Origin of the sequence: Dokdonella sp. (genome assembly GCF_039926425.1) — a bacterium.
Lineage (GTDB): Bacteria > Pseudomonadota > Gammaproteobacteria > Xanthomonadales > Rhodanobacteraceae > Dokdonella_A.
Genome location: NZ_JBDSWZ010000122.1, coordinates 1 through 19,657, shown reverse-complemented (window position 1 = coordinate 19,657; position 19,657 = coordinate 1). Strand labels below are relative to the sequence as shown.

Below are 19,657 nucleotides of genomic sequence, written 5' to 3'. Positions count from 1 at the left end.
GACCAACATTGGAAAGTGGGTCTGGCCTCCCTCTTGTGTCGATGCCAGATGCGAACGCAATACGCCGACGCCTGCGTGCGCGGGATCATGCGGGCCACGCCATGACGCGCATGATCGCCGACGAACGTTGGTGAACCGAATGCCGTGTTGGGCGGTGATGCGACGTCAGCGAGATCCCGAGAAGACCAGGTTTGCGTCGGTCGCAAAGTCACTGGCGCGCGAAGAACATGAGACTGAGCCGATGTTCGCGGATGCGATCGTTGCCGATCGCGATGACGGTCAGTCGACGATTTCCCGTGCAGGCGACTGAGTCCTCGACAGGTACTGCTTTTTGCCGGTGATCTTGCACAGGCCCACCATCTCTTCAAGATGTTTGAGGCTGTAGCGGATTTCCAGTTTCTTCACAACGCGAAAGCTGTCGCGCTCGATGGTCCAGTCACCGATGTAGTCAACGCCCATCCCCGTGACCTGAAACCACAAGGCCTTGCGCGAGACGGGATAGGAGAGCGAATTCTTGGCGCCCGGTACCGCTTCCTGGAAATAGTATTTTCCGGGGACTACGTTCACCGCGTAGTAGCACGTGTCGCTGCTCGCGTGCGCACTGCAACGGCGCAGGAAGATGCGGTCCGACGTCTCGACGTTCTGCAGCAGCCAATTGCCACCCCAGCCATCCGTCAGGTCACTGGGACCTGTCGCAAGCACGACGTTGCGCGCGTCGGTCACAACGCAGGTCGGCTCCGCGACAGCCACGATCGGGATGAGTGCGGCGAAGGCCAGGAGAACTTTCATGCGGGATCGCCTCTGAAGGGTTGCTCGTGTGCACTAGAAGTATGCGGCAACGAATGTCCGCTTTGGAAATCAGTCTGCGTACCTGAAAAGAGAGCGGAGGTCGGCGATCCAGAATGCGCCTGTGCCTGTTCTTCGCCGAAAGGCGACTTACCCGAGGAATCATCATGAAAAGGAAGACACCAACACCGGCAACCGGGAACGCAACTGTGGCTGCTCGAAAGAGCGTCACCGCGAACGCTTCGAAATTCCTGGCTGCGCGGCTGACGACGTTGCATCCATCGTTGCCCAGGGAATACACACTGGCGGATGTGAAAGCGCACGTTGATGCCGCGAAGTCGTTCAAGGACATCGTGACCGAGAGCCCCGACCGACGCATCCTGCAGCCATCGCCCGCCGTGCTCGCCAAGTGGAAGAGGCTCTACCCCGGCCCGTTCCGCTACAACTTCAAGGCCGAACAGTTCCAGGAACTGGTCTCGCAAAAGCTGGATGGAAAGATGATGGGCTATTGCATCGAGGTGCGGCAGGCCGGAAGCCGCGTCGTGACCTGTGAAGCAGGCAATGCGCAGACCGCCAGCGACCGTCTGGCAGGGTGGAACCGATCCACCCGACAGCATATCGCCAGTTGCAGCAAGTTCATGACCGCCGTTGCGCTCGTGAAGCTGTTGGTGGAAAAGAAGATCAGCTACGACAGCACCCTATGGCAATACCTTCCCGCGTATTGGCCCATTCATCCGGATATGAAAGCGGAGAACGGCAGTGGACTGACGTTTCGACACATTCTGACGCATACGTCCGGAATCTCCACGTGCGCGTTCAGCGCAGACAACGATTTTCTGCTGATGAAGAAGGTGCTGAATTGCTGCATTCCGTTCAAGGGCAACTTTCTCTATTGCAATCTCAATTTTGAACTGATGCGTGTGCTGATCGCGGTGCTTTCCGGAGGTGTCGACAGGAATCTTCTGCACGACATGCCATCGCCTTTCAGCAGCGGTCCATTCGGCCTCCCAACGGCGAATGAGCATTTCACGGAATGGCTGAATCGCGATTCCATCTGGAATTTTCTGACGACCGAAACATACAGACGCTACGTGCTGGAAAACGTGTTCAAGCCGGCCGGGGTCGACTATGCGTTGTTCTCTTCCGACCTTGACGCTGTGCCTGGTTATCCGGGACGTCAAGTGAATAACAAGGCGTTTGCCTATCGCTATCACGGCGATTCGGCTGCGGGATGGGACTCGGGCAATCTGGAGAACGGAGCCGGTGCCGTCGGTTGGCGGCTGAGCGTCAAGGAGATGCTCGATATCCTGCGCGCTGTGCGCCGTAGCGGCAAAATTCTCGACGCGGAAAGGGCGGCCGAGATGTGCGTCCAGAATTTTGGAATCTTCAAGATCGTTACCGCGAAGGGCGACGGCTATGTGCACAACGGATGGTGGCAGGATGGGAACAAGCGTGTCGAGCAGGCAGTGCAGTTCCTGCTTCCGGATGACATGGAGATCGTCGGCCTGGGTAATTCGTCGGTTGATTTTGATGTGGCAGGCGACAAGGTGGGCCATGGCTTCCAGGGAGAAATTCTCGATGCGTACAACCTGTCCTTTGCGAAATGACAGGGTAACGCGGCGTTTGCCAAGCTCGGTCGAGGGCGATTGCCACATTCGAGGTCAATGACGATGTGGTGGGCTCGTCCGTGAGATCCATCCGCGGGTTGGTCCGAGTCGTCTGCGCGCCGGAATGGGTCGGCCGACCGTCGAAACCGGGTGAGCGGAAGATCGACTCACTGGAGCTCCACACGCATCTCGTCACGTTCACTGCAGAATTCTTGAGCTCGACAGGCCACTGCTGAAGCGCCGCCATTTCAATCGGGCTGATGAGTGCGTCTGTCGAGCGTCGCAGGCACATACATCAGGCTCGACGAATTGTTGAACGATCGTGCCGCGGAACTGCTCAACATCGAGTGCCGCGCCTGGCGAAGGTGAGCAACCATCACTCCCCCTTCCGCACGTCGCCGATCGAGGTCGCGAGGCGGGCGACCAAGGCGCGGCAATTTTTCCATCAAGGTGGGATGGAAATCGGCGGACCTTCCACGCGGGAGGAGCACGCTCGCGTGTTTTTTCGCCAGGAGCGGGACCAGCGAACGCGAACCCGCGTCTCGACCAAAGGAAGACCGCGTCACGCGCCGGACGCTGGCCGATCCCTTTCCGCCGAGCGGCCTCGTGCGCGCTACGCGATCGGTTGCGACGTTCGGTCCGATGGCTTGGGTTGCGAGCCCACATGGACGCCTCTCCCGATGCGTCGCGGCAATGCCAAAGCCGTATCCGGGAACGACTGGGTCCACAAGTCAGCAAGAAATGTCGGGATTGGACGCCAAACTGCGTATCCAGTAGAGCGGCGCCGGGTGAAATTCCGGAGTCGCGGCGTGCATGTTCACGTCAATCACCTATTTTTGTCAGACCATCTTGGGGAGAAACTGGATGAAAGGATCGTTTGTGAGTCGATTGGGCGCCGCGTTGTTGGGCGTCGCATTACTGGTCCCAGCGGGAGCGGGCGCGAAAGATGCGCGCGCACCGATGCGCGTCGCGGCAGCACCGCAAGTCACCATCATCAATGGCGCGCCGTTGCAGATCCATGTCGGCGACGACAGCTCGTTCCAGGTCTTCAATGCGCAGGTGCCGGGCTCGGGCCAGATCTTTCCGAGCGCTTCGAACGACACTGCGGACATGGGCTTTTTCGTACGCACGGCGGACAGCACGCTGTATGCACCGAACTTCAGCGAGCACCCGATGGGTACCGCAACCAGCGGCCTCGGCGCGTACACGGCGTTTACTCCCGTGTCCCTCAGTGGCGTCAGCGGTGCGGGAACGGCGGCCAGCCCGTTTCGCGTCGATGTGGTCGGCACGCTGGGTGCGAGTGGCATCACGGCCAATCTGCAGGTGGTCTACATCAATGGGCAGAACTACTTCACGAAGACACTGACGTTGACCAACGGCAACGCGCCGACGAGTGTCGACGGTGGCGGATCGCAGAATGTCAGCGTGTTCCTCGGCGCCGACATCTTTCTTGCCGCAAGCGATACCGGCGTGCCGTTCCGTGAACCCAATTCCGGCAGCCCCGGCGGACAGGATTGCGGTACCCCGCCAAGCTATACGATCCTGCTGATTCCGCTCAGCGCGGCCGACGCGTACTCGGGACGCAGCTACAGCACGATCTGGAATGAAATCGGAGCCGGTCAGCTCGATAACACCAGCGACCCGGGCTGCGAGGACAACGGCGCTGCGCTGCAGTGGAATCGCACGATCGCGCAGGGCGGCACCACCGTCATCCAGGCCGCAACATCGTTTGGCGAGATTCCCGGGATTACCCAGTTCAACGTCAGCGCCGTCAACCCGAACAGCGGCGGCGTGGGCACCTCCGTGAACGTGACGATCACGGGCGTCGGCTTTCTGCCAGGCACCACGTTCACCTTTGGATCCGGCATCACCGTCACGCAGCTCGCGATTGTCGGTGGGAACACCGCGACGGCGACGCTGGTCATCGATCCGGCCGCCACCGCCGGGCCGCGCGACGTCACCGGCACCCAGAGTGGCGCGGGTTCACCGACGTCGACGCTGATCAGCGGCTTCACGGTGACGAACGGCGGTGGGGGCGGAGAGCCGTCGGCAGGACCGATCGCGGCGCCCGCGATGAGCACGCTGGGTCTGTTGATGCTGGCGATGGCGCTGGTTGCGGTCGGCGCGTTTGCAGGGCGTCGCGTCTGACGGGACGATGTTCTACCGATTGACCGAAAGAACGGGCGAGCCATCGCCCGTTCTTTCGTGTGGTCCAGCGGATGGGAACGCCACGAGCAACGACGTTGGTCGTTCCATCCGATTCCTCGAGTGCCGACTTTGCGCGGCGATCGCATGGTTCCGAAGCACGCGTCGCGCCCACGCGTCGAAGCCGCTCCGCACGAGCACATCCGGGTCGCGCTCGAAGGCACCGATGTCCGCCGCTGCCCACCCGGTCAGCGGAAAGGATGTGTAAGAAACGAACACCTTTCAGTCCGTCGGCGTACACGCATGGCTGGCACGCCGGTCGTGCCGTCGCCGTTTTCGGCCGCCACGGTGGCTTGCGGCGGAAGGACCACTGCAAACCCCGGGTCGTGTGACCGCATTGACGCGCGCGCGGGTGGCAAAACGTCACACAGGCGCGTCCGAATGACACTGCGCCTCGTAGAATCGACGGTGTGGCACGCGGTTTGCTTATGTTAACTGTGTCACAGAACCGAACAACGTCTCTTGTACAAACCATGCTGGAGAGCCGGGGCTGCCTGTACGGGGCGCGCTGGCGAACGCGATCCACAGTGTCGTCGGCACCGTGGACGACCGCGCAGCCACGCCGTCTTTCATCAACAGGAATAGAACATGCTTGCTCCGGGATTGGCCATGCTGCTCGCAGGATCACTGCTGGGCTCCGCGCATTTTAGTCCACACGACAGCGTCCGGGTGGAAACGCTTGGCGAACAGGTTCGCGTCACCGCCTATGGAGACGCACCGTTCGTGCCGTTGCTTCTCAGCCACGAGGAGCTCAATGCGTGTGTGCAGAAACTCGAGTCCTACGCCGATACCGCGTGTGAGTTTCCGGAACGCGGAAGCCTCACGGTCAAAACCTCGCCAGCGGGATTCACGCTCACGTTTGCCGATTCCATCAAGGTCAACATCGTCGATTTCACGATCGACAAGATCGCGTTCGCACATGCGATCAAGACGTTGGGCAATCCGAGCTGAAAGGAGCGCCACTCGCGGGCGTCGGCGCTGCTTTTTTGCGGCGTCCGATCCATTTCATGGTTAAAACCTGGTCGACGATCGTCGCGATGGGCCGACGGTGATCTGGCGCAGCGTCGGATCGCATTTCAATGCAGGAACTCACGAACGTGCACGACCGAAACAGCGAAGTGCTGTCGCCAATGGCGCAGCATGGCCGGGCGAAATTCCGCACGCGCATCGCGCCCGATCTTCCCGATGTCGGCGAGCACGGCGCACCGCAATGGCGTGACGCGTCAACCAATTCCTCCACCGCCGACCATTCGCGCGCGTGGCGACTGACCTTGGGAATCGCAGTGGCGAGCGTGCTGGTGTTGACAGCCGCATTCGGTCACGTCGTCTCCGGATTGACGCAGTCTTCGACGCGGGCGCGTTCGCCGGTGATCGTGACGCCGGCCTTCGCGCCAACGCCGAATGCTGCGCCGCTGCGTGACCGGTCCCGCCGTGCTCACGCTTTCGCAGTCCCTGCCGCAGAGGTATCGGTGTCGCCTGGAGTGATGTCGCCGCGTTCCGTGTCTCCGGGTGCTGATCCCGAGTTCCGCAACGTGGAGTCAACCAAGGTGCAGAAGAAGACTGCACGCAACGCACGATGACGCCGGATCGCGGCCGTCGATGGTGGGCGATTGCGAAGCGTGCCGACGATCAACCCGTTGCGTAGCGCGCGCGGGGCTCCCGCGCGAACCCCAACGTAAAGGTCTCTTTCCCCACTTGCGGCGCACGACGCAATCACCTAGCTTCAGCTGTGTTACAGGGGGCGTTTCCGTCAGATCCATTCCGGTTGTCTCAGGGGCTGCATCGCCATGCGATGCGGTCGCAGTCGGATGCGGCCAACGGAGACACATCGGGTTTGAATCCAAAGGGTGAAAACATGTCCACGATTTTCAGGCGTCCGCATCTCGCGGCGTTGATTCTGCTTGCGTTGACCGCGCCGCTGCATGCGAGCGACATTCCGCAAAACATCGGCTACGGCCTCGACACACTGGTCCGCAGCAATGCCGCATTGCGCCTCGGAGCACCTCCGGGCCAGGCGCTCTACAACGGCTATGCCACCGAAGCGGCCGCAAATTACGCGTCGCAGGCGATCACGGAAGCCAACAGCGGGCGGGTGATGGTCGACATCCTGTTGACCGGCAAGGTCGCGATGGATGACCTGAAGACATCTCTCGCGTCGAAGATTCCATCGCTGAGCATCCTTGCGACCGATCCGAGCTACCGCAGCAGCGGCATCCTCGAAGGGTATGTCGCGATTGACGATGTAGCAGCGCTGGCGCAGGACAAGGGCGTGCGCTCGGTCTTTCTTGCGTTGAAGCCGCGCACGTACGGCGCGGGCGGACCGACCCCCAACGTGGTTCCAGGCGACCATCTCAACAAGATCGGCACCGCGTTCGACCAGGGCGTGGTGCAGCATCGCGTCGACCGCATCAACCAGATCTACAACCCCGCGGCACCGGTGAACTGGGACGGCAGCGGCATCTCGATTGCCGCGATGTCCGACAGTTACGACACGCGCACGGCGAATCCGCACGCGGCCGCCGGTGTCACGAATTTCGATTTGCCGGGCGCCGCGAACAATCCGGTCAACACGCAGCCGGTGGTCGTGCTCGTCGACGGTCCTCCCGGGTCGACCGACGAAGGTCGCGGCATGGTGGAGATCCTGCACAAGATGGCGCCGCGCGCGCGTCTCGCATTCGCGAGCGGCTTCCTCGGCGAAGTCGCGTTTGCCGAAAGCATCCGTCAGCTCGCAGATCTCCCGGGTCATCCAGGCACGCAAGGATTCAAGGCGGACGTGATCACGGATGACATCGGCTACGGCGGCGAACCGTACTACGGCGAAAGCATCATCGGCGCTGCCATCGACGAGGTCGCCGCTGCGGGAGTGTCCTATTTCTCCTCCGCCGGCAACGACATCGGCATCAATGCGTACGAATCCAGCTTGCGCATCGTGCCCGGCGGAACCGGCGTCGACGCGAGCACGAACAGTGCGCTGGCCAACACGAACATCAACCTCACCGGTGTCCCCGCAGCGCTGTACGCGGGCGGCTTCCACAATTTCAATCCGCTGCCCGGCCAGCTCGACGTCGCGCAGTTGGTCAACATGCCGGCGGCAAACCAGAACGCCGAGATGCAGTGGGACGATCCGTACGATCAACGCCCTGCGGTGCTCGACCAGCCAGCGATCTACTCGGCGACGGGCACGATCAGTACGGCGGTGCCGAGCGTCACGTTCGATGCGACCAGCACCCCGCCGTTGCCAGTGTTCACCCACGGCACCGTGTACGTGATCCAGGAAACCGCCATCAGCGGCGACATCGACGGCATCGTCAACATCTACGATGCATCCAACACACTGATCGTCAGCCAGGACACCGGCACCGATGAAACCGTTCAGTTCTATCCGCCGACGACCGGCCAGTACCGCATCGTCATTGGCCGATTCGCGACGACGGCCGGCACCTTCTCGCTGACCATCAACACCGCACAGGCGACGGCGGGTGTCACCACCGATCTCAACCTGTTGGTCTTCCGCGCGGACACCGGTGCGTATCTCGCGCAGTACTCCCTGACCTCGAACAACGTCGCCAACAACCGCCCGGTCGAGATTGGAGCCCTCCGATCGCCGACCGGTCAGACGCAGATCCAGTTCGCGATCGCACGTTCCAACGTGCCGCCGGCCAACGTGGTGCGTCCGACGCGTGTGCGTTGGCAGGTGGGCGGCAACGGCGCCGCAGGCATCGGTCCGGCCGAGTACTTCAAGTACAACGCGACGACGACCAAGGGTCACGCCACCGCCAAGGGATGCAACGGCACTGCGGCGTACAGCGTGTTCCGTCCGAACCTGCCGGAGTCGTTCACCTCGCCGGGTCCGGCGACGATCCTGTTCGACCGCGATTCGAATCGTCTGGCGACACCGGACATCCGCCAGCAACCACGTGTTGCGGCAGCCGACGCGGCGAACGGGTCGTTCTTCTCGGGCGATTCGACGGCGGACCTCGACACCAACCCGAACTTCTCGGGCACCAGTGCCGCCGCACCGCACGCCGCGGCGATCGCCGCGCTCGTGCTGCAATCACGCGGCGGTCCGCGCAGCGTTCCGCCCACGCAGATGACGTCGATCCTGCAGGCGAGCGCCTTCCCACATGACCTCGATCCGTCATCGGCATCGGGCACTGCATTGACGAGTGATGGTGTGGCCGCGGTGGTTCTCTCGATTGATTCGGACAACGACTCCAATGGCCTGACCGGATCCAACGATGTGAACTCGTTCAAGTTGTCATTCGTCGGTCCCGGATCGCTGGCGAGCCTTTCGCTCAATCCGGCCGGCACCGCGCAGACGGGTGGACATGTCACCGGCGGAAACCACGGCGTGATGAATGACGTCGGATCGAGCCCCGCGACCGTGTCGTACTTCGAGAACGATTTTCCGGGCCTGGTGTTCCTGCCGGCGACGAAAGCCTTCACGCTCGGTACGTTGAGCGGTGTCACGGCGGCTGACATCACGGCGCCGGTCAGCATCCTGCCGTACACGGGCTTCAGCAACCTCGCTGGCGCTCCGTCCAACGGCACGTCGCAGTTCTGGACCATGTCGATCGGATTCCCGACTGCGCAGTTCACCGACGGCAAGACGGTGCGCTTCACCGTGGGTCGCGGCGCGCAGCATTCTGCGACAACCGGCAACGGCACCGTCATCGGACCGGGTACGGTCACATCGAATCCGATCGCCGATCTGTTTGGCGGCGGCGTCAAGCTGCCGTCGGGCGTGGTCAATCTCGACGGCATGGCATTCAGCGGCACCACCACCGAAGGCGCGTCGTTCGCCGGCGTGATCCGCAACCAGATCGGTCACGGCTACTCGCCGGTCGACGGCTACGGGTTCATCAACGCCGAAGCGGCGGTGCAGCCGGCGGCGTCGAATCCGAGCGGGCTTGCTTCCGCGACGCCCTCGGCGGTGCTCGCCGGAGACACGTCACTGCTCACGGTCGCGGTCATTCCCGGCGCGAATCCGCCGAGCACCGGCATTGCGGTCATCGCGGACCTCGGCAGCATCGCAGGCAGCACGACGCAGGCGTTCTTCGACGATGGCACTCACGGTGACGTGACTGCAGGCGATGGCACCTATTCCTACGCTGCGACGATTCCCGTCGGCACGCCGGCCGGCAATCGCACGTTTGCAGTGACGATCACCGATGCGCAATCGCGCAGCGGCAGTGCATCGATCGCGCTCAGCGTGCTGGCCCCACCGCAGCCGACGTCGCCGTCGGGCAGTGCGGCAGCATCGCCGTCGTCGGTGTCGATCGGCGCGAGCACGCTGCTCAGCGTGGTGGTCACGCCGGGCACGAACCCGTTGAGCTCTGGCATCGCGGTATCGGGTGATCTCACCGGCATCGGTGGCAGTGGAACGCAGGCGTTCTTCGACGACGGCACGAACGGCGACATTGCGGCAGGCGATGGCGTCTGGTCCTACGCTGCAATCGTCGGTGCGTCGACGACGCCCGGTAGCCATCTGATCGGGCTCACGATCAGCGATGCGCAGGCGCGCAGCGGCTTCGCGACGCTCACGCTCGATGTGCTCGCCTCGACGGCGCTCACCGCGACCGGCGCAGCGACACCGGCGACGCTGGCGATCACCGAGTCGACCTTGCTCACCGTGACGACGGTTGCCGGAGCGAATCCGCCGAGCAGCGGAGTTGCGGTGACAGCCGACTTGTCGGCGATCGGTGGCGCTGCATCGACGACCTTGTTCGACGATGGAACGCACGGCGATGCGACGGCAGGCGACGGCGTGTTCTCGCTGCAGACCACCGTGCCGCTCGGCACGCTGCCGGGAACGAAGGTCATCCCGGCAACGGTCACCGATGCCCAGTCGCGCAGCGCCAGCGTGGTGATCGCGCTGACGGTGCAGACGCCGGTCGATCCGGCCGGTGTCGGATCCGCGACGCCGGACATCGCGCCGATCGGTGCATCGTCGTTGCTCACCGTCACGGTGACGCCGGGTACCACTCCGGCAAGTACCGGCATCACGGTCGCAGCAAACCTTGCAAGCATCGGCGGCAGCGCAACGCAGGCGTTCTACGATGACGGCACGCATGGCGACACGACGGCCGGCGATGGCGTCCATTCGTTCAATGCGACGGTCGCTGCGGGAACGGCTGCCGGTGCCAAGGTGTTCGCAGTGACGATCAGCGATGCGCAGGCCCGCACCGGCGACGCGACCATCGGCCTCAGCGTGCCGGCAACGGATGCGCCGACCGCAACGGGGCTTGCGACGCCGTCGACGGTTGGCCAGGGCGGTTCAACTGTTCTGATCGTCGCGGTGACGCCGGGCAGCAACCCGGCCAGCAGCGGGCTCGTCGTGACGGCGGATCTGACCGCGATCGGCGGCAGCGCAACGCAGTCGTTCTACGACGACGGCACGCACGGCGACGACGTGGCAGGCGATCGGGTCTTCACGTTCGCAACCGCCGTGTCGGCGACGGCGTCCGCTGGCAGCGTGACACTGCCCGTCACCGTTGCGGACGCGCAGGGACGCAGTGCATCGGCCAGCATCGCGCTGACCATCAGCGATGTGATCTTCCGCAACGGCTTCGAATAAGCGCAGCTCGTTCGATCACAACCAGGGGGCGCTTCGGCGCCCCTTTTTTTTGTCGTGGTGAATGCAGACGGAGCGCCCCGATCGCCTCGGACGGATAACCGGCTCAGGCGCGGCCGATCGACTGCAACGAGCCCGATTCGAGTTGTTCGAGGATCCGCTTCAGTGCCGCGATATTGGCCGAGTTTTCGGCAGTCTCGAGCGCATCCTCGAGAACCTCGCGGATGTCCTCGGCGCCGACGCGCTCCATGTCCCACGTCGGGTACAACCGCTCGCGGGCTTCTTCGGCCTGACTCAGCGACACGATGTCGTGGTGTCGCGGATCATCGTGCAGGTGCTCGATGAGCGTCTCGATGTGCGCGCGCGGGCCTTCGATCCACTGAAAGAACACGCCGCTGCCGAACACCAGTACGCCGGTGATGCCGCGTGCGGGGTTGTTGCGCTGCGCAGACGCCACGATGCGCCCGACCTCGGCGTCATCAACGCCATCGGACGCGCGACTGCAGTACACGAAATGGTAGAGCAGTGGCAGCAGGGAATCCTCCACCTCTGCGCCACGCGGAAAGCCGGGTTCGTCGAACATGGGTGCGCTCGCTCCGTCGATGCCAGGCAGGCGGTTCTGCCAGGCGCGTGACCTCAGCATAGCCGAACGGCTATCGACCGATTGGCTCCCTCGTGCACGGTGTTGTCGCAGGACGGACCCTTGGTCAGCATGGGTTTATCGAATCGAAGACAGCCGATGCGGGACGTGGAATCGATGCACGGTGACACGACGCATCGAGGCGGAGCCGTTCCCACGATTCCGGTTTGTCCCGTTTCACCCCACGATTCGCGCTGGTTCTATGGTGCTGCTTCGAGGGCTGGAGGTCGACTCCTTGAGCGTCCTAGCGAGCACGCTTCACACCGATCAACGCGTGCGGGCAAGCAGTTCGCTGCGCAGAACGCGGAACGCCCCACCCGCCGCACTCAATCGAAACCATCATCGAAGATGCGATCCGGATCGACTTCGTACGCACCGATGTCGGGCTGGCTGCCAAGCACGCGCGCGAATCCTTCGCCGCGCTGGTCCACGTTGAAGTTGCGGATGTTGTTGCCGGCATCGATCGCCGGACTTCCCGGTCGCAGCGCGTGAGTCGCGGTCAGGCCGCCGTTATTGCGCAGCGGGCCAAGCAGCGGGTCGGCGGTGAGCGTGCCGGCCGGCGCGCCCTGTCCGACGTTGCCGATCAGGTTGTTCGAGCCGGTGATCGTCATCTGCAACCTCCCGCCCACGTCGCGCGGAACGCTGTTGGTTCCCTCGGCGATGTTGTTGGCGATGATCGAGCTGTTCAAGCTTACCGGAGCTGCGAGAACGCCGAGGCCTGCGCTCTCGCTGTAATCGAGTACGCCGCTGTACGGGCGTGGGATCGTGTTGAAGGCAATCGTGCTGTTGGCGAGTGACAGCGGCAAGCGGGAGCGCGCGCCACCCGCGGCCGTCGCGGTGTTGCCGGAGATGGTGCTGTTGACGACGGTGGCGACGTCACCGTCGACGCCAGCGCCGAAATAGAGACCTCCGCCGATCCGGGCGTGGTTGCCGGAAATCGTCGAGAACAGAACCACTGCGTTGCCGTGCGAGATCAGTCCGCCTCCGTTGCTGACCGGGGAATCGTCCACGGTGTTGTCGCGGATCGTGCTGTACTTCGCGACCACGTTTTCGCCGACGAACGCGCCACCGCCGTAGCCCTGTTGCGTGGTGGAGACACGACAATCGCTGATCGTGCTGTAGGCGATCGTCAATCCGCCACCCGCGAACACCCCACCGCCGCGCGCGGTGCCGGCATTGCTCGTGGCGCCGGAAAGTTCGACGACACTTCGGATCAGCGTGACGTCTCCACCTGCGTACACGGCGCCGCCGAGAGCGTCGGCCGTGTTGGTGCCGAGCACCGAGCACCCGTCGATGCGCGAGTCGCTGATCTGAAGGCTGCCGGTGGAAAAGATGCAGCCGCCATGTGCGGTTCCCGTGGTGGCGTACTTCGATCCGGACGAAAGGGTGACGCCGTCGATCTTCAGCGTGCCGGGCTCAATGGCGTACAACACGCCACTGCCGGGGTTGCCGGCGCTGGTGATCTTCAGTGCATCCTTGCCCGGTCCATGCAACGTGAGGTCGTGCGCACCGATGACGATCGCGCCAGTCGACAGCGAGATCACGCTGCACGACAGGTTGCTGAGGTCGACAGTGTCGCCATCGTCCGCCGTGAGCACCACATTGCGCAGGCTGCCGGTGCCGGAGTCGTTGCAGTTGTCGACCATCAACACACGCGGCACAGGAGTCGCAGACTGCGCGTGGGCTGTCGTGCAGACCAGCAGCGTCGCGAGAGCGGCAGCCAGGGGACGTTGCATCAACCGACGCCGGGAAACGGGGACCAGCAAAGGCATTGGGGATTCCGGTTCACGGCACGCCATGGCGCCAATGTTTCTTCAGAACGGCGAACGGGGCACGATTGAGACATCGCTGCGGGTCGGGTTCATCGGAGCGCTAGGGCCGGGCGCTACGCCTTCCCTGCAGCCGGCGCTTCTTACTCGCGATGACGTGCATTGCACACGTTGATGCTGAGCCGGCCGCGCATTGCGCGTCCGACCTACGGGGTCGTCGACGCGCCGTGCGTGGAAGTACGTCGGACGCGTTCTTTCCGGCCGGCGTTTCTTACGCGCGATGTGCGTGCAGCGGACGCGTTGATGTTTGAGCCGGCCGCGCAGCGTCGGCTATTTCAACCCCGCACTCACGCGCCACAGCGTTCCGCCCTGGTCTTCCGACACGAGCAGCGATCCATCGCGCGCAACCGCGACGCCGGTGGGTCGGCCCCACACGTGCGTCTCGTCGACGACGAAGCCGGTCATGAAGTCGTCGTACTCGCCGGTCGGCGTGCCGTCGTTGAAGCGAAGTCGCACCACCTTGTAGCCGGTGCGCGGGTCGCGGTTCCACGAGCCGTGCAGCGTGACGAATGCGTCACCGTTGTACGCCTTCGGAAACATCGAGCCCTCGTAGAACGCGATGCCGAGCGGCGCGGAATGCGCCTGCATCAGCACATCCGGAACGATCGTTTCCTTTGCCAATGCGTCGTCACGCTCGCCGGCGCGGCGCGGGTCGGCATGACCGCCAATGTAGAACCACGGCCAGCCATAGAATTTCCCTTCACCGACGTGCGTGGCGTACTCGAATGGCAAATCGTTGCCGAGCCCGTCGCGTTCGTTGACCACGCACCATGGCTGCTTCGTCGCCGGCTGCAATGTCATGCCGGCGCAATTGCGCAGGCCCGTTGCGAACAAGCGCGCGCCGGAGCCGTCGGGCTCGATGCTCCACACTGCAGCGCGGCGATCCTCGTCGCCCCACGACGCGCCGCGCATGCGCGTCTTCTCGAATGCGGCAATGTCGGCGGGGGATTTCTTCGGCATCGACTCGGCAACGTTCGAGCCGGAACCAACGGCAACGAGCAGCTGATGGTCGTTCGTCGCGACGAGATCGCGCGTCGAGTGGCCACCGGTGGGAAGATCCTCCACCACCACGGTCGCTTCCGCGCTCGCCCTGGTGTCACCCGCCTTGTACGGGAAACGCAGCACGCGCCCAGTCTGCGAGACATACAGCGCCGTCGGATTCGGGCCGGGCGGAAAGAACGTCATGCCGTACACGCCGCGAAGTCCGTCGGTGAATACGCGTGGTTCGGCCGGAAGCTTTCCATTGGCGTCCGGCGTGAATACCAGTACGCGACCCCCGCCGGTTTCGGCGAGGAACACGTCGCCGTTCGGCGCGACGCGCAGCACACGTGGATCGTTCAATCCTTGCGCGACGAGTTCGACCGCGAAGCCGGGCGGAACCTGCGGCACATGCGTGCCGCGATCGGCGCGTTGTGCGGGACTCGCACTCACCGTCGAGCGCGCGTTCGCGGGATCAGGCAGGTCGTTCGCGCCGAGGTGGCGGCGAACGCCGGGCGCGTCATCCTTCCAGCTGCCGAACGCGGCCGTGCCACTGCGCAGCGCGCCTTCATCGGCAGCGAATGCCGCACCCGCGACGACACAGCCGGCCAGGATTCTCGTCAGGTTGTGCATGGTCGACCTCGTTTGCAGAGCCGCCGCGCGAATGCGGAGACCGTTCCGGATTCTAGCCGTCGCGCACGCGTGGAACGGCTCTGCCTGACGCGTCAGTCGCCATCGATTCATGCAGGGACGTGGGTCCGCGCGCATACGGTCGCAGCCGGATCAACGCACGGGTTGGAGCGCATGTCCGCCGATGCCGAGATCGCGCGCGGGATCGAGCGACGCATCATTGGTGAGGAATTGCCGGCCGTCGTCGAGCTGCCACGCGTGCTGGTAGTGGATCGACAGGTCCACCTGCTGGCCCGAGCCCGGGTCGCGCCACGGCTGCACTTCCTGGATCATGTCGACGACGGCCGCCTGCTGGCGGTCGCTGCTGGCCGACTGGCTCGCGACGATCTGGTTGTTGATCCGGCCGAGGTCGGCGATTGTTTCCTGGCGGATGCGACCCCGCGCGAGGATGCCGGCGGTGGAGATTTCGCTCATGCGCCGCTGATGCCAGGCCTGGATCGAGGCCACCTGGTTCTGCTCGAGCATCGCGACGCGCTGTCCCGACCACGCGAGCATCTGGTCCCCCCATGCGCGCTCCATGCGCATCGATTGGCGCATGCGATCGGCCACCGCGAAGTCGAGCAATCCGTCGGGCGCGCGCAACGCGAAGGCGGTCTCTGCGTTGGCCTGCACGGTTCCCTGTGATTCGGAGAAATTGACGTCGACGATCAGCGTTTCGCGCATTTCCTGCCCGTTCAGCGCATAGCCGATCAACAGTTCGCCGGCTTCATGACGGATCCGGTTGGAGCCGTTTCCCTGCTGCGCGCCGGCCTGCGTCGCGGCAACGATGTCCGGCCGATCGCGGTAAGAGATCTCGCGCGCGCCCGGTCGCGCGCTGTGCATCAGGGAGACGAGGTATTCATGCACCGAGGCGTCCGGCGCTGCAGGGCAAGGATTGAGCGGAACGATGCCGTGCGATCGCACCTGCCACGACAGGCGCGGCATCAGCGCGACTTCGTGCAGGCCATCCGGTGACGCGGCGCTCCAGCGCGTCGCGTAATTGTGGGCGAGACATTCCACGTTGCGGTCCCACTCCACGCCACCGCGGGTGATCCATCCCGCAGGCACTTCGATCGACATCGCGGTCATCGGCTGGCCGAATCCTTTCGCATCGACCACGGGCACGCGCTGCAATGCGGCGGCCGTGGGCCGCGAGAGCCGCGCCACCCTGTCGAGTTCCGCCACGATGGGCCGGCGATCGAAGAACACGCCATGTGCATTGGGCTCGACGACGTGTGCCGCGGATGACGAGGCGGGTGCCGCCGTGGTCGCCGCGGACACGCCTTCGACACCGTTCGCACAGCCCGTCACGCAAATCGACATCGCTGCCACGACGATGATCCGATTCATGTTCATGCGTCACCCACCTCTGTTGGACGAGCCGCCCGATGCGGCCCTTCCCATCGATGCGACGAATGGCGCAAAACCGGCTCATGCGCTCGGTCGATGCAGGTCGCACACGATCCATGAGCCGCTTTTGCGCCCGTTGGCGCCTTCATGGTCAGGGCGGTGTTCGCCGCCTCCGACTGGAGCCTTGCCATGAAATCGACTGACCGCGTTGTCACCCGAACCCTTCGCCACATCACGAGCCGCGTCGGCGCGTGTCTCGTTCTGTTCGCACTAGCGGCTCCTGCGCTGGCGCAGCAGGGCTTCGACGCCGCGCCTTCGCAAAGCGCGACTGTCCCGATACCGCCGCCTGCATCCACTGGCTATCCGGGCATCCATCCCGCCAACGCGCCGCTCAATGCGCCGCGGGAGATCGCGTCGTCGCCTGCATCGGGCGGATGGCCGGCGCAGGATCGTTCACCGCCCGACGCAGGCAGCGGTGATGGCAATGCGCCGGCCGGCAAGGATGCAGGGCCACAGGCCGGCGCGATGCGCGCGCTGCTGCAGAACGAACTGCAGGATTTCGGCGTGGCGCCGCAGGAACAGCTGCAGACCGTGTTGCACAGTCCGACGCCGACGCGCATTCCCGGCGGCCAGGTGATCACCACCGATCGCTTGCTCGGCCTCTACAACCAGGCCGGCCAGAACGGCCTGCTGGTGTTCCATGTGCTGGGGCAGGGACCCACACTGCCGAACGCGCAGAACGCAGGACCGGCATCGCAACCGGGGACGTTCGACGATTCGACGCAACAGGAATTTGGCAAGTACCTTCAGCAGGTCACGCGGGGCAGCAAGGCCCGTCCGCTGGTGTTCTACTGCCTCAACACGCATTGCTGGATGTCCTACAACGCATCGCTGCGCGCGATCCACATGGGCTACAGCCAGGTGTACTGGTATCGCGGTGGCGTCGAAGCGTGGCAGCAGGTCCAGCAGCTGTCGGCGGGCATGAGCGCCGGCCAGCCGCCGAATCTGGAGCAACGCCCCGCAGCCGCCTACGCCGAGTGAGCGCTACGATGTCGGTGCGCAGTCGAGCGTTGGAGGGCCCGACCTTTCGCACACGCGCCGCGTGAGGTTGTCGACGTAGTCGCGCGTCGAAGCGGGCACGTTGTCGAGACCGGCGAGCAGCGTGTGCGTTCGCGCCACAAGCTCGATGGCTTCCGGCGTGCGGCCTTGGGCAAGTCGCGTCGCGGCGAGCGCAGCGACCGCGTTCACCTGATAGTGATGGCTCGACTTCGCGTACATGCGGTCCGCCATTGCAACGGCCTTTTCCGCCCACTCGGAGGCGAGATCGAGCTTGCCGACGTCGAGCGCCTGGCGGGCGAGATTGGTCATCGGCACCAGCACCATCACGTGGTCGCCGGAGAACGAGTGCTGGTGCATCGCGACCGCCTGCTGCTGCAGCACGATTGCGCGTTCCTTGTCGCCACGCGCCCACGCGAGCCGTGCGCGGTTGTTGAGGATCACCGCGAGCGGCGGACCGCCGTTCGGATAGACCGCTTCGAGCACCGGCTGCGCTTTTTCGTACAGCGCTTCGGCGCGATCGAGGTGGCCGAGCCCGCGCTCGGCCTGCGCGAGATTGGCGAGTGTCCGTGCGCGTTCCTCGATCGCCGCGGGCGCGGTCGAACCGCGGTCGCTATCGATCGCGCGTTGCAGGTAGGCGGCGGCGCCGCTGAAATCTTCCTGGATGAGATGCATCACGCCGACATCGTTCAGCACGGTTGCGTGCAGCGGCGATGTGGCTTGGCCACTGCGCTCCAGTCGCGTCAGCGCCTGGTCGAACAGCGCCTGCGCCTCGTCGGTGCGGTCCTGCTCCTTGCGCACGCTGGCGAGGGTCGCCATCGCGAGAATGGTGCGCGGATCGTCCGCGCCGAGCAGCCGTTCGGCGTCGTCGCGCGAGCGTGTCAGTTGCGCGTCGGCGGCATTGAGGCGGTAGCGCGCGAACATGCTTTCGCCGAGTGCGTTGCGCACGTCGACGGCAATCTCGGGGCGGTCGCCGAAGCGCTCATCCACTTTTTTCGCGGCGATGTCGAGCGCGTCACCGAGGCTGATCTCGGAACCGGAGGCATACGGGTCGGAGACCTTCAGCATGTCGAGCAGGAAGCCGTTGATCGTCTGCGCATCGGCCGCCGAGCGGCGCGATTCGCGCGCCTGGATCAGCGCGATGGTGCTGGCCAGCGCGATGGTCGCCAGGGCGACCGCAGCGGCTGCGGTGCCAAGCCGATGCCGGCGTACGAATCGCGACAGTCGATACCCCGCCGAATCGGGATGCGCGAGCACCGGCCGGCCATCGAGGTGCCTGCGGAGGTCGTCGGCAAAGGCTTCGGCCGACCCGTACCGACGCGCAGGTTCCTTGTGCAGCGCCTTCGCGACGATGCGCTCCAGGTCGCCGTCGAGTCGTGCCACGCGCGCACGCCGTTCCGGTTCGGGCAAATCGCCGCGTTCGATCGCGTGGCGCAGCGAGTGCGGTGCGGTATTGCAGATCACCGCCTCGCTTTGCGCAGGGCTGAGGCCTGCGAGCGAATAGGGGCGCGTGCCGGTGAGGAGTTCGTACAGCACGACGCCGAGTGAATACACGTCCGACGCGGTGGTCAGTGGTTCGAGTCGCACCTGTTCGGGGCTGGCATACGCCGGTGTCATCGCCAGCGTGCTGGTGAAAAGCGCGCTCGGGCCGGGCTCCGGATCGAGTGTGCGGGCGATGCCGAAATCGAGCAGGCGCGGCTCGCCGTCGCTGCCCACCAGGATGTTTTGCGGCTTGAGATCGCGATGGATGATCAGGTGGCGGTGGGCAGCCTGCACGCCTTCGCACACCTTGCAGAACAGCGCGACGCGCGTGGCGACATCGAGTGAATGCCGTTCGCTGTAGGCGGTGAGTGACGCGCCGTCGACGTACTCCATCACCAGATAGGGCACGCCCGTGTCGGTGGCGCCGCCGTCGAGGATGCGCGCGACATTCGGATGCTCGATGCGCGCGAGCAGGCGGCGT

The 19,657-nt window shown here is 64.5% G+C and carries 12 protein-coding genes; 6 read left to right on the top strand and 6 right to left on the bottom strand.

Going from position 1 to position 19,657, the window contains the following annotated elements; translation table 11 throughout:
- Positions 1 to 279: 279 nt before the first annotated feature.
- Positions 280 to 789: a hypothetical protein gene (locus ABIV12_RS07595; RefSeq protein ID WP_348057883.1), complete on the bottom strand. Its 510-nt coding sequence runs from the start codon at positions 787 to 789 to the stop codon at positions 280 to 282.
- Between the two features lie 164 nt (positions 790 to 953).
- Here ABIV12_RS07595 and ABIV12_RS07590 point away from each other — a divergent pair, with 164 nt between their 5' ends.
- From ABIV12_RS07590 to ABIV12_RS07570, 5 genes are all read left to right on the top strand, one after another.
- Positions 954 to 2,393 (top strand): serine hydrolase domain-containing protein, encoded by a 1,440-nt coding sequence (locus ABIV12_RS07590; RefSeq protein ID WP_348057881.1) that lies wholly within the window; start codon positions 954 to 956, stop codon positions 2,391 to 2,393.
- A gap of 864 nt (positions 2,394 to 3,257) precedes the next feature.
- Positions 3,258 to 4,541 carry a hypothetical protein gene (locus tag ABIV12_RS07585; RefSeq protein WP_348057879.1) on the top strand — a complete coding sequence of 428 codons (1,284 nt, stop codon included), beginning with the start codon at positions 3,258 to 3,260 and terminating at the stop codon, positions 4,539 to 4,541.
- Between the two features lie 645 nt (positions 4,542 to 5,186).
- A complete protein-coding gene (locus tag ABIV12_RS07580; RefSeq protein ID WP_348057877.1) occupies positions 5,187 to 5,549 on the top strand; it encodes a hypothetical protein in 363 nt (120 codons plus the stop codon).
- Between the two features lie 146 nt (positions 5,550 to 5,695).
- Positions 5,696 to 6,178 (top strand): hypothetical protein, encoded by a 483-nt coding sequence (locus tag ABIV12_RS07575; protein ID WP_348057875.1) that lies wholly within the window; start codon positions 5,696 to 5,698, stop codon positions 6,176 to 6,178.
- 275 nt (positions 6,179 to 6,453) lie between these two features.
- Positions 6,454 to 11,175, top strand: a complete 4,722-nt coding sequence (locus ABIV12_RS07570; protein ID WP_348057873.1) for a choice-of-anchor X domain-containing protein — start codon at positions 6,454 to 6,456, stop codon at positions 11,173 to 11,175.
- 103 nt (positions 11,176 to 11,278) lie between these two features.
- Here the strand turns inward: ABIV12_RS07570 and ABIV12_RS07565 are convergent, their stop codons facing one another.
- The 4 genes from ABIV12_RS07565 to ABIV12_RS07550 all read right to left on the bottom strand — a co-directional run bounded on the left by ABIV12_RS07565 (position 11,279) and on the right by ABIV12_RS07550 (position 16,644).
- Positions 11,279 to 11,755, bottom strand: coding sequence for a BLUF domain-containing protein (locus tag ABIV12_RS07565; protein ID WP_348057871.1), 477 nt, complete (start codon positions 11,753 to 11,755; stop codon positions 11,279 to 11,281).
- Positions 11,756 to 12,138: 383 nt separating this feature from the next.
- A complete protein-coding gene (locus ABIV12_RS07560; protein ID WP_348057869.1) occupies positions 12,139 to 13,548 on the bottom strand; it encodes a choice-of-anchor Q domain-containing protein in 1,410 nt (469 codons plus the stop codon).
- Positions 13,549 to 13,911: 363 nt separating this feature from the next.
- Entirely contained in the window at positions 13,912 to 15,252 is a 1,341-nt protein-coding gene (locus ABIV12_RS07555) for a PQQ-dependent sugar dehydrogenase (RefSeq protein ID WP_348057867.1), read from the bottom strand.
- Positions 15,253 to 15,402: 150 nt separating this feature from the next.
- On the bottom strand, positions 15,403 to 16,644 hold the full coding sequence (locus ABIV12_RS07550; RefSeq protein WP_348057865.1) for a hypothetical protein: 1,242 nt from the start codon (positions 16,642 to 16,644) through the stop codon (positions 15,403 to 15,405).
- Positions 16,645 to 16,827: 183 nt separating this feature from the next.
- Here ABIV12_RS07550 and ABIV12_RS07545 point away from each other — a divergent pair, with 183 nt between their 5' ends.
- The gene (locus ABIV12_RS07545) at positions 16,828 to 17,679 is read left to right on the top strand and encodes a rhodanese-like domain-containing protein (RefSeq protein ID WP_348057863.1); all 852 of its coding nucleotides are present in this window, start codon (positions 16,828 to 16,830) and stop codon (positions 17,677 to 17,679) included.
- 3 nt (positions 17,680 to 17,682) lie between these two features.
- Here the strand turns inward: ABIV12_RS07545 and ABIV12_RS07540 are convergent.
- The coding region (locus tag ABIV12_RS07540; RefSeq protein WP_348057861.1) for a serine/threonine-protein kinase at positions 17,683 to 19,657 on the bottom strand (1,975 nt) is incomplete at its 5' end.

Bases quoted from the DNA above. Each gene is read 5' to 3' on its own strand.
- ABIV12_RS07590 (WP_348057881.1), top strand. From the start codon at position 954: ATGAAAAGGAAGACACCAACACCGGCAACCGGGAACGCAACTGTGGCT.
- ABIV12_RS07550 (WP_348057865.1), bottom strand. From the start codon at position 16,644: ATGAACATGAATCGGATCATCGTCGTGGCAGCGATGTCGATTTGCGTG.
- ABIV12_RS07565 (WP_348057871.1), bottom strand. From the start codon at position 11,755: ATGTTCGACGAACCCGGCTTTCCGCGTGGCGCAGAGGTGGAGGATTCC.
- ABIV12_RS07595 (WP_348057883.1), bottom strand. From the start codon at position 789: ATGAAAGTTCTCCTGGCCTTCGCCGCACTCATCCCGATCGTGGCTGTC.
- ABIV12_RS07570 (WP_348057873.1), top strand. From the start codon at position 6,454: ATGTCCACGATTTTCAGGCGTCCGCATCTCGCGGCGTTGATTCTGCTT.
- ABIV12_RS07585 (WP_348057879.1), top strand. From the start codon at position 3,258: ATGAAAGGATCGTTTGTGAGTCGATTGGGCGCCGCGTTGTTGGGCGTC.
- ABIV12_RS07545 (WP_348057863.1), top strand. From the start codon at position 16,828: ATGAAATCGACTGACCGCGTTGTCACCCGAACCCTTCGCCACATCACG.
- ABIV12_RS07580 (WP_348057877.1), top strand. From the start codon at position 5,187: ATGCTTGCTCCGGGATTGGCCATGCTGCTCGCAGGATCACTGCTGGGC.
- ABIV12_RS07560 (WP_348057869.1), bottom strand. From the start codon at position 13,548: ATGCAACGTCCCCTGGCTGCCGCTCTCGCGACGCTGCTGGTCTGCACG.
- ABIV12_RS07555 (WP_348057867.1), bottom strand. From the start codon at position 15,252: ATGCACAACCTGACGAGAATCCTGGCCGGCTGTGTCGTCGCGGGTGCG.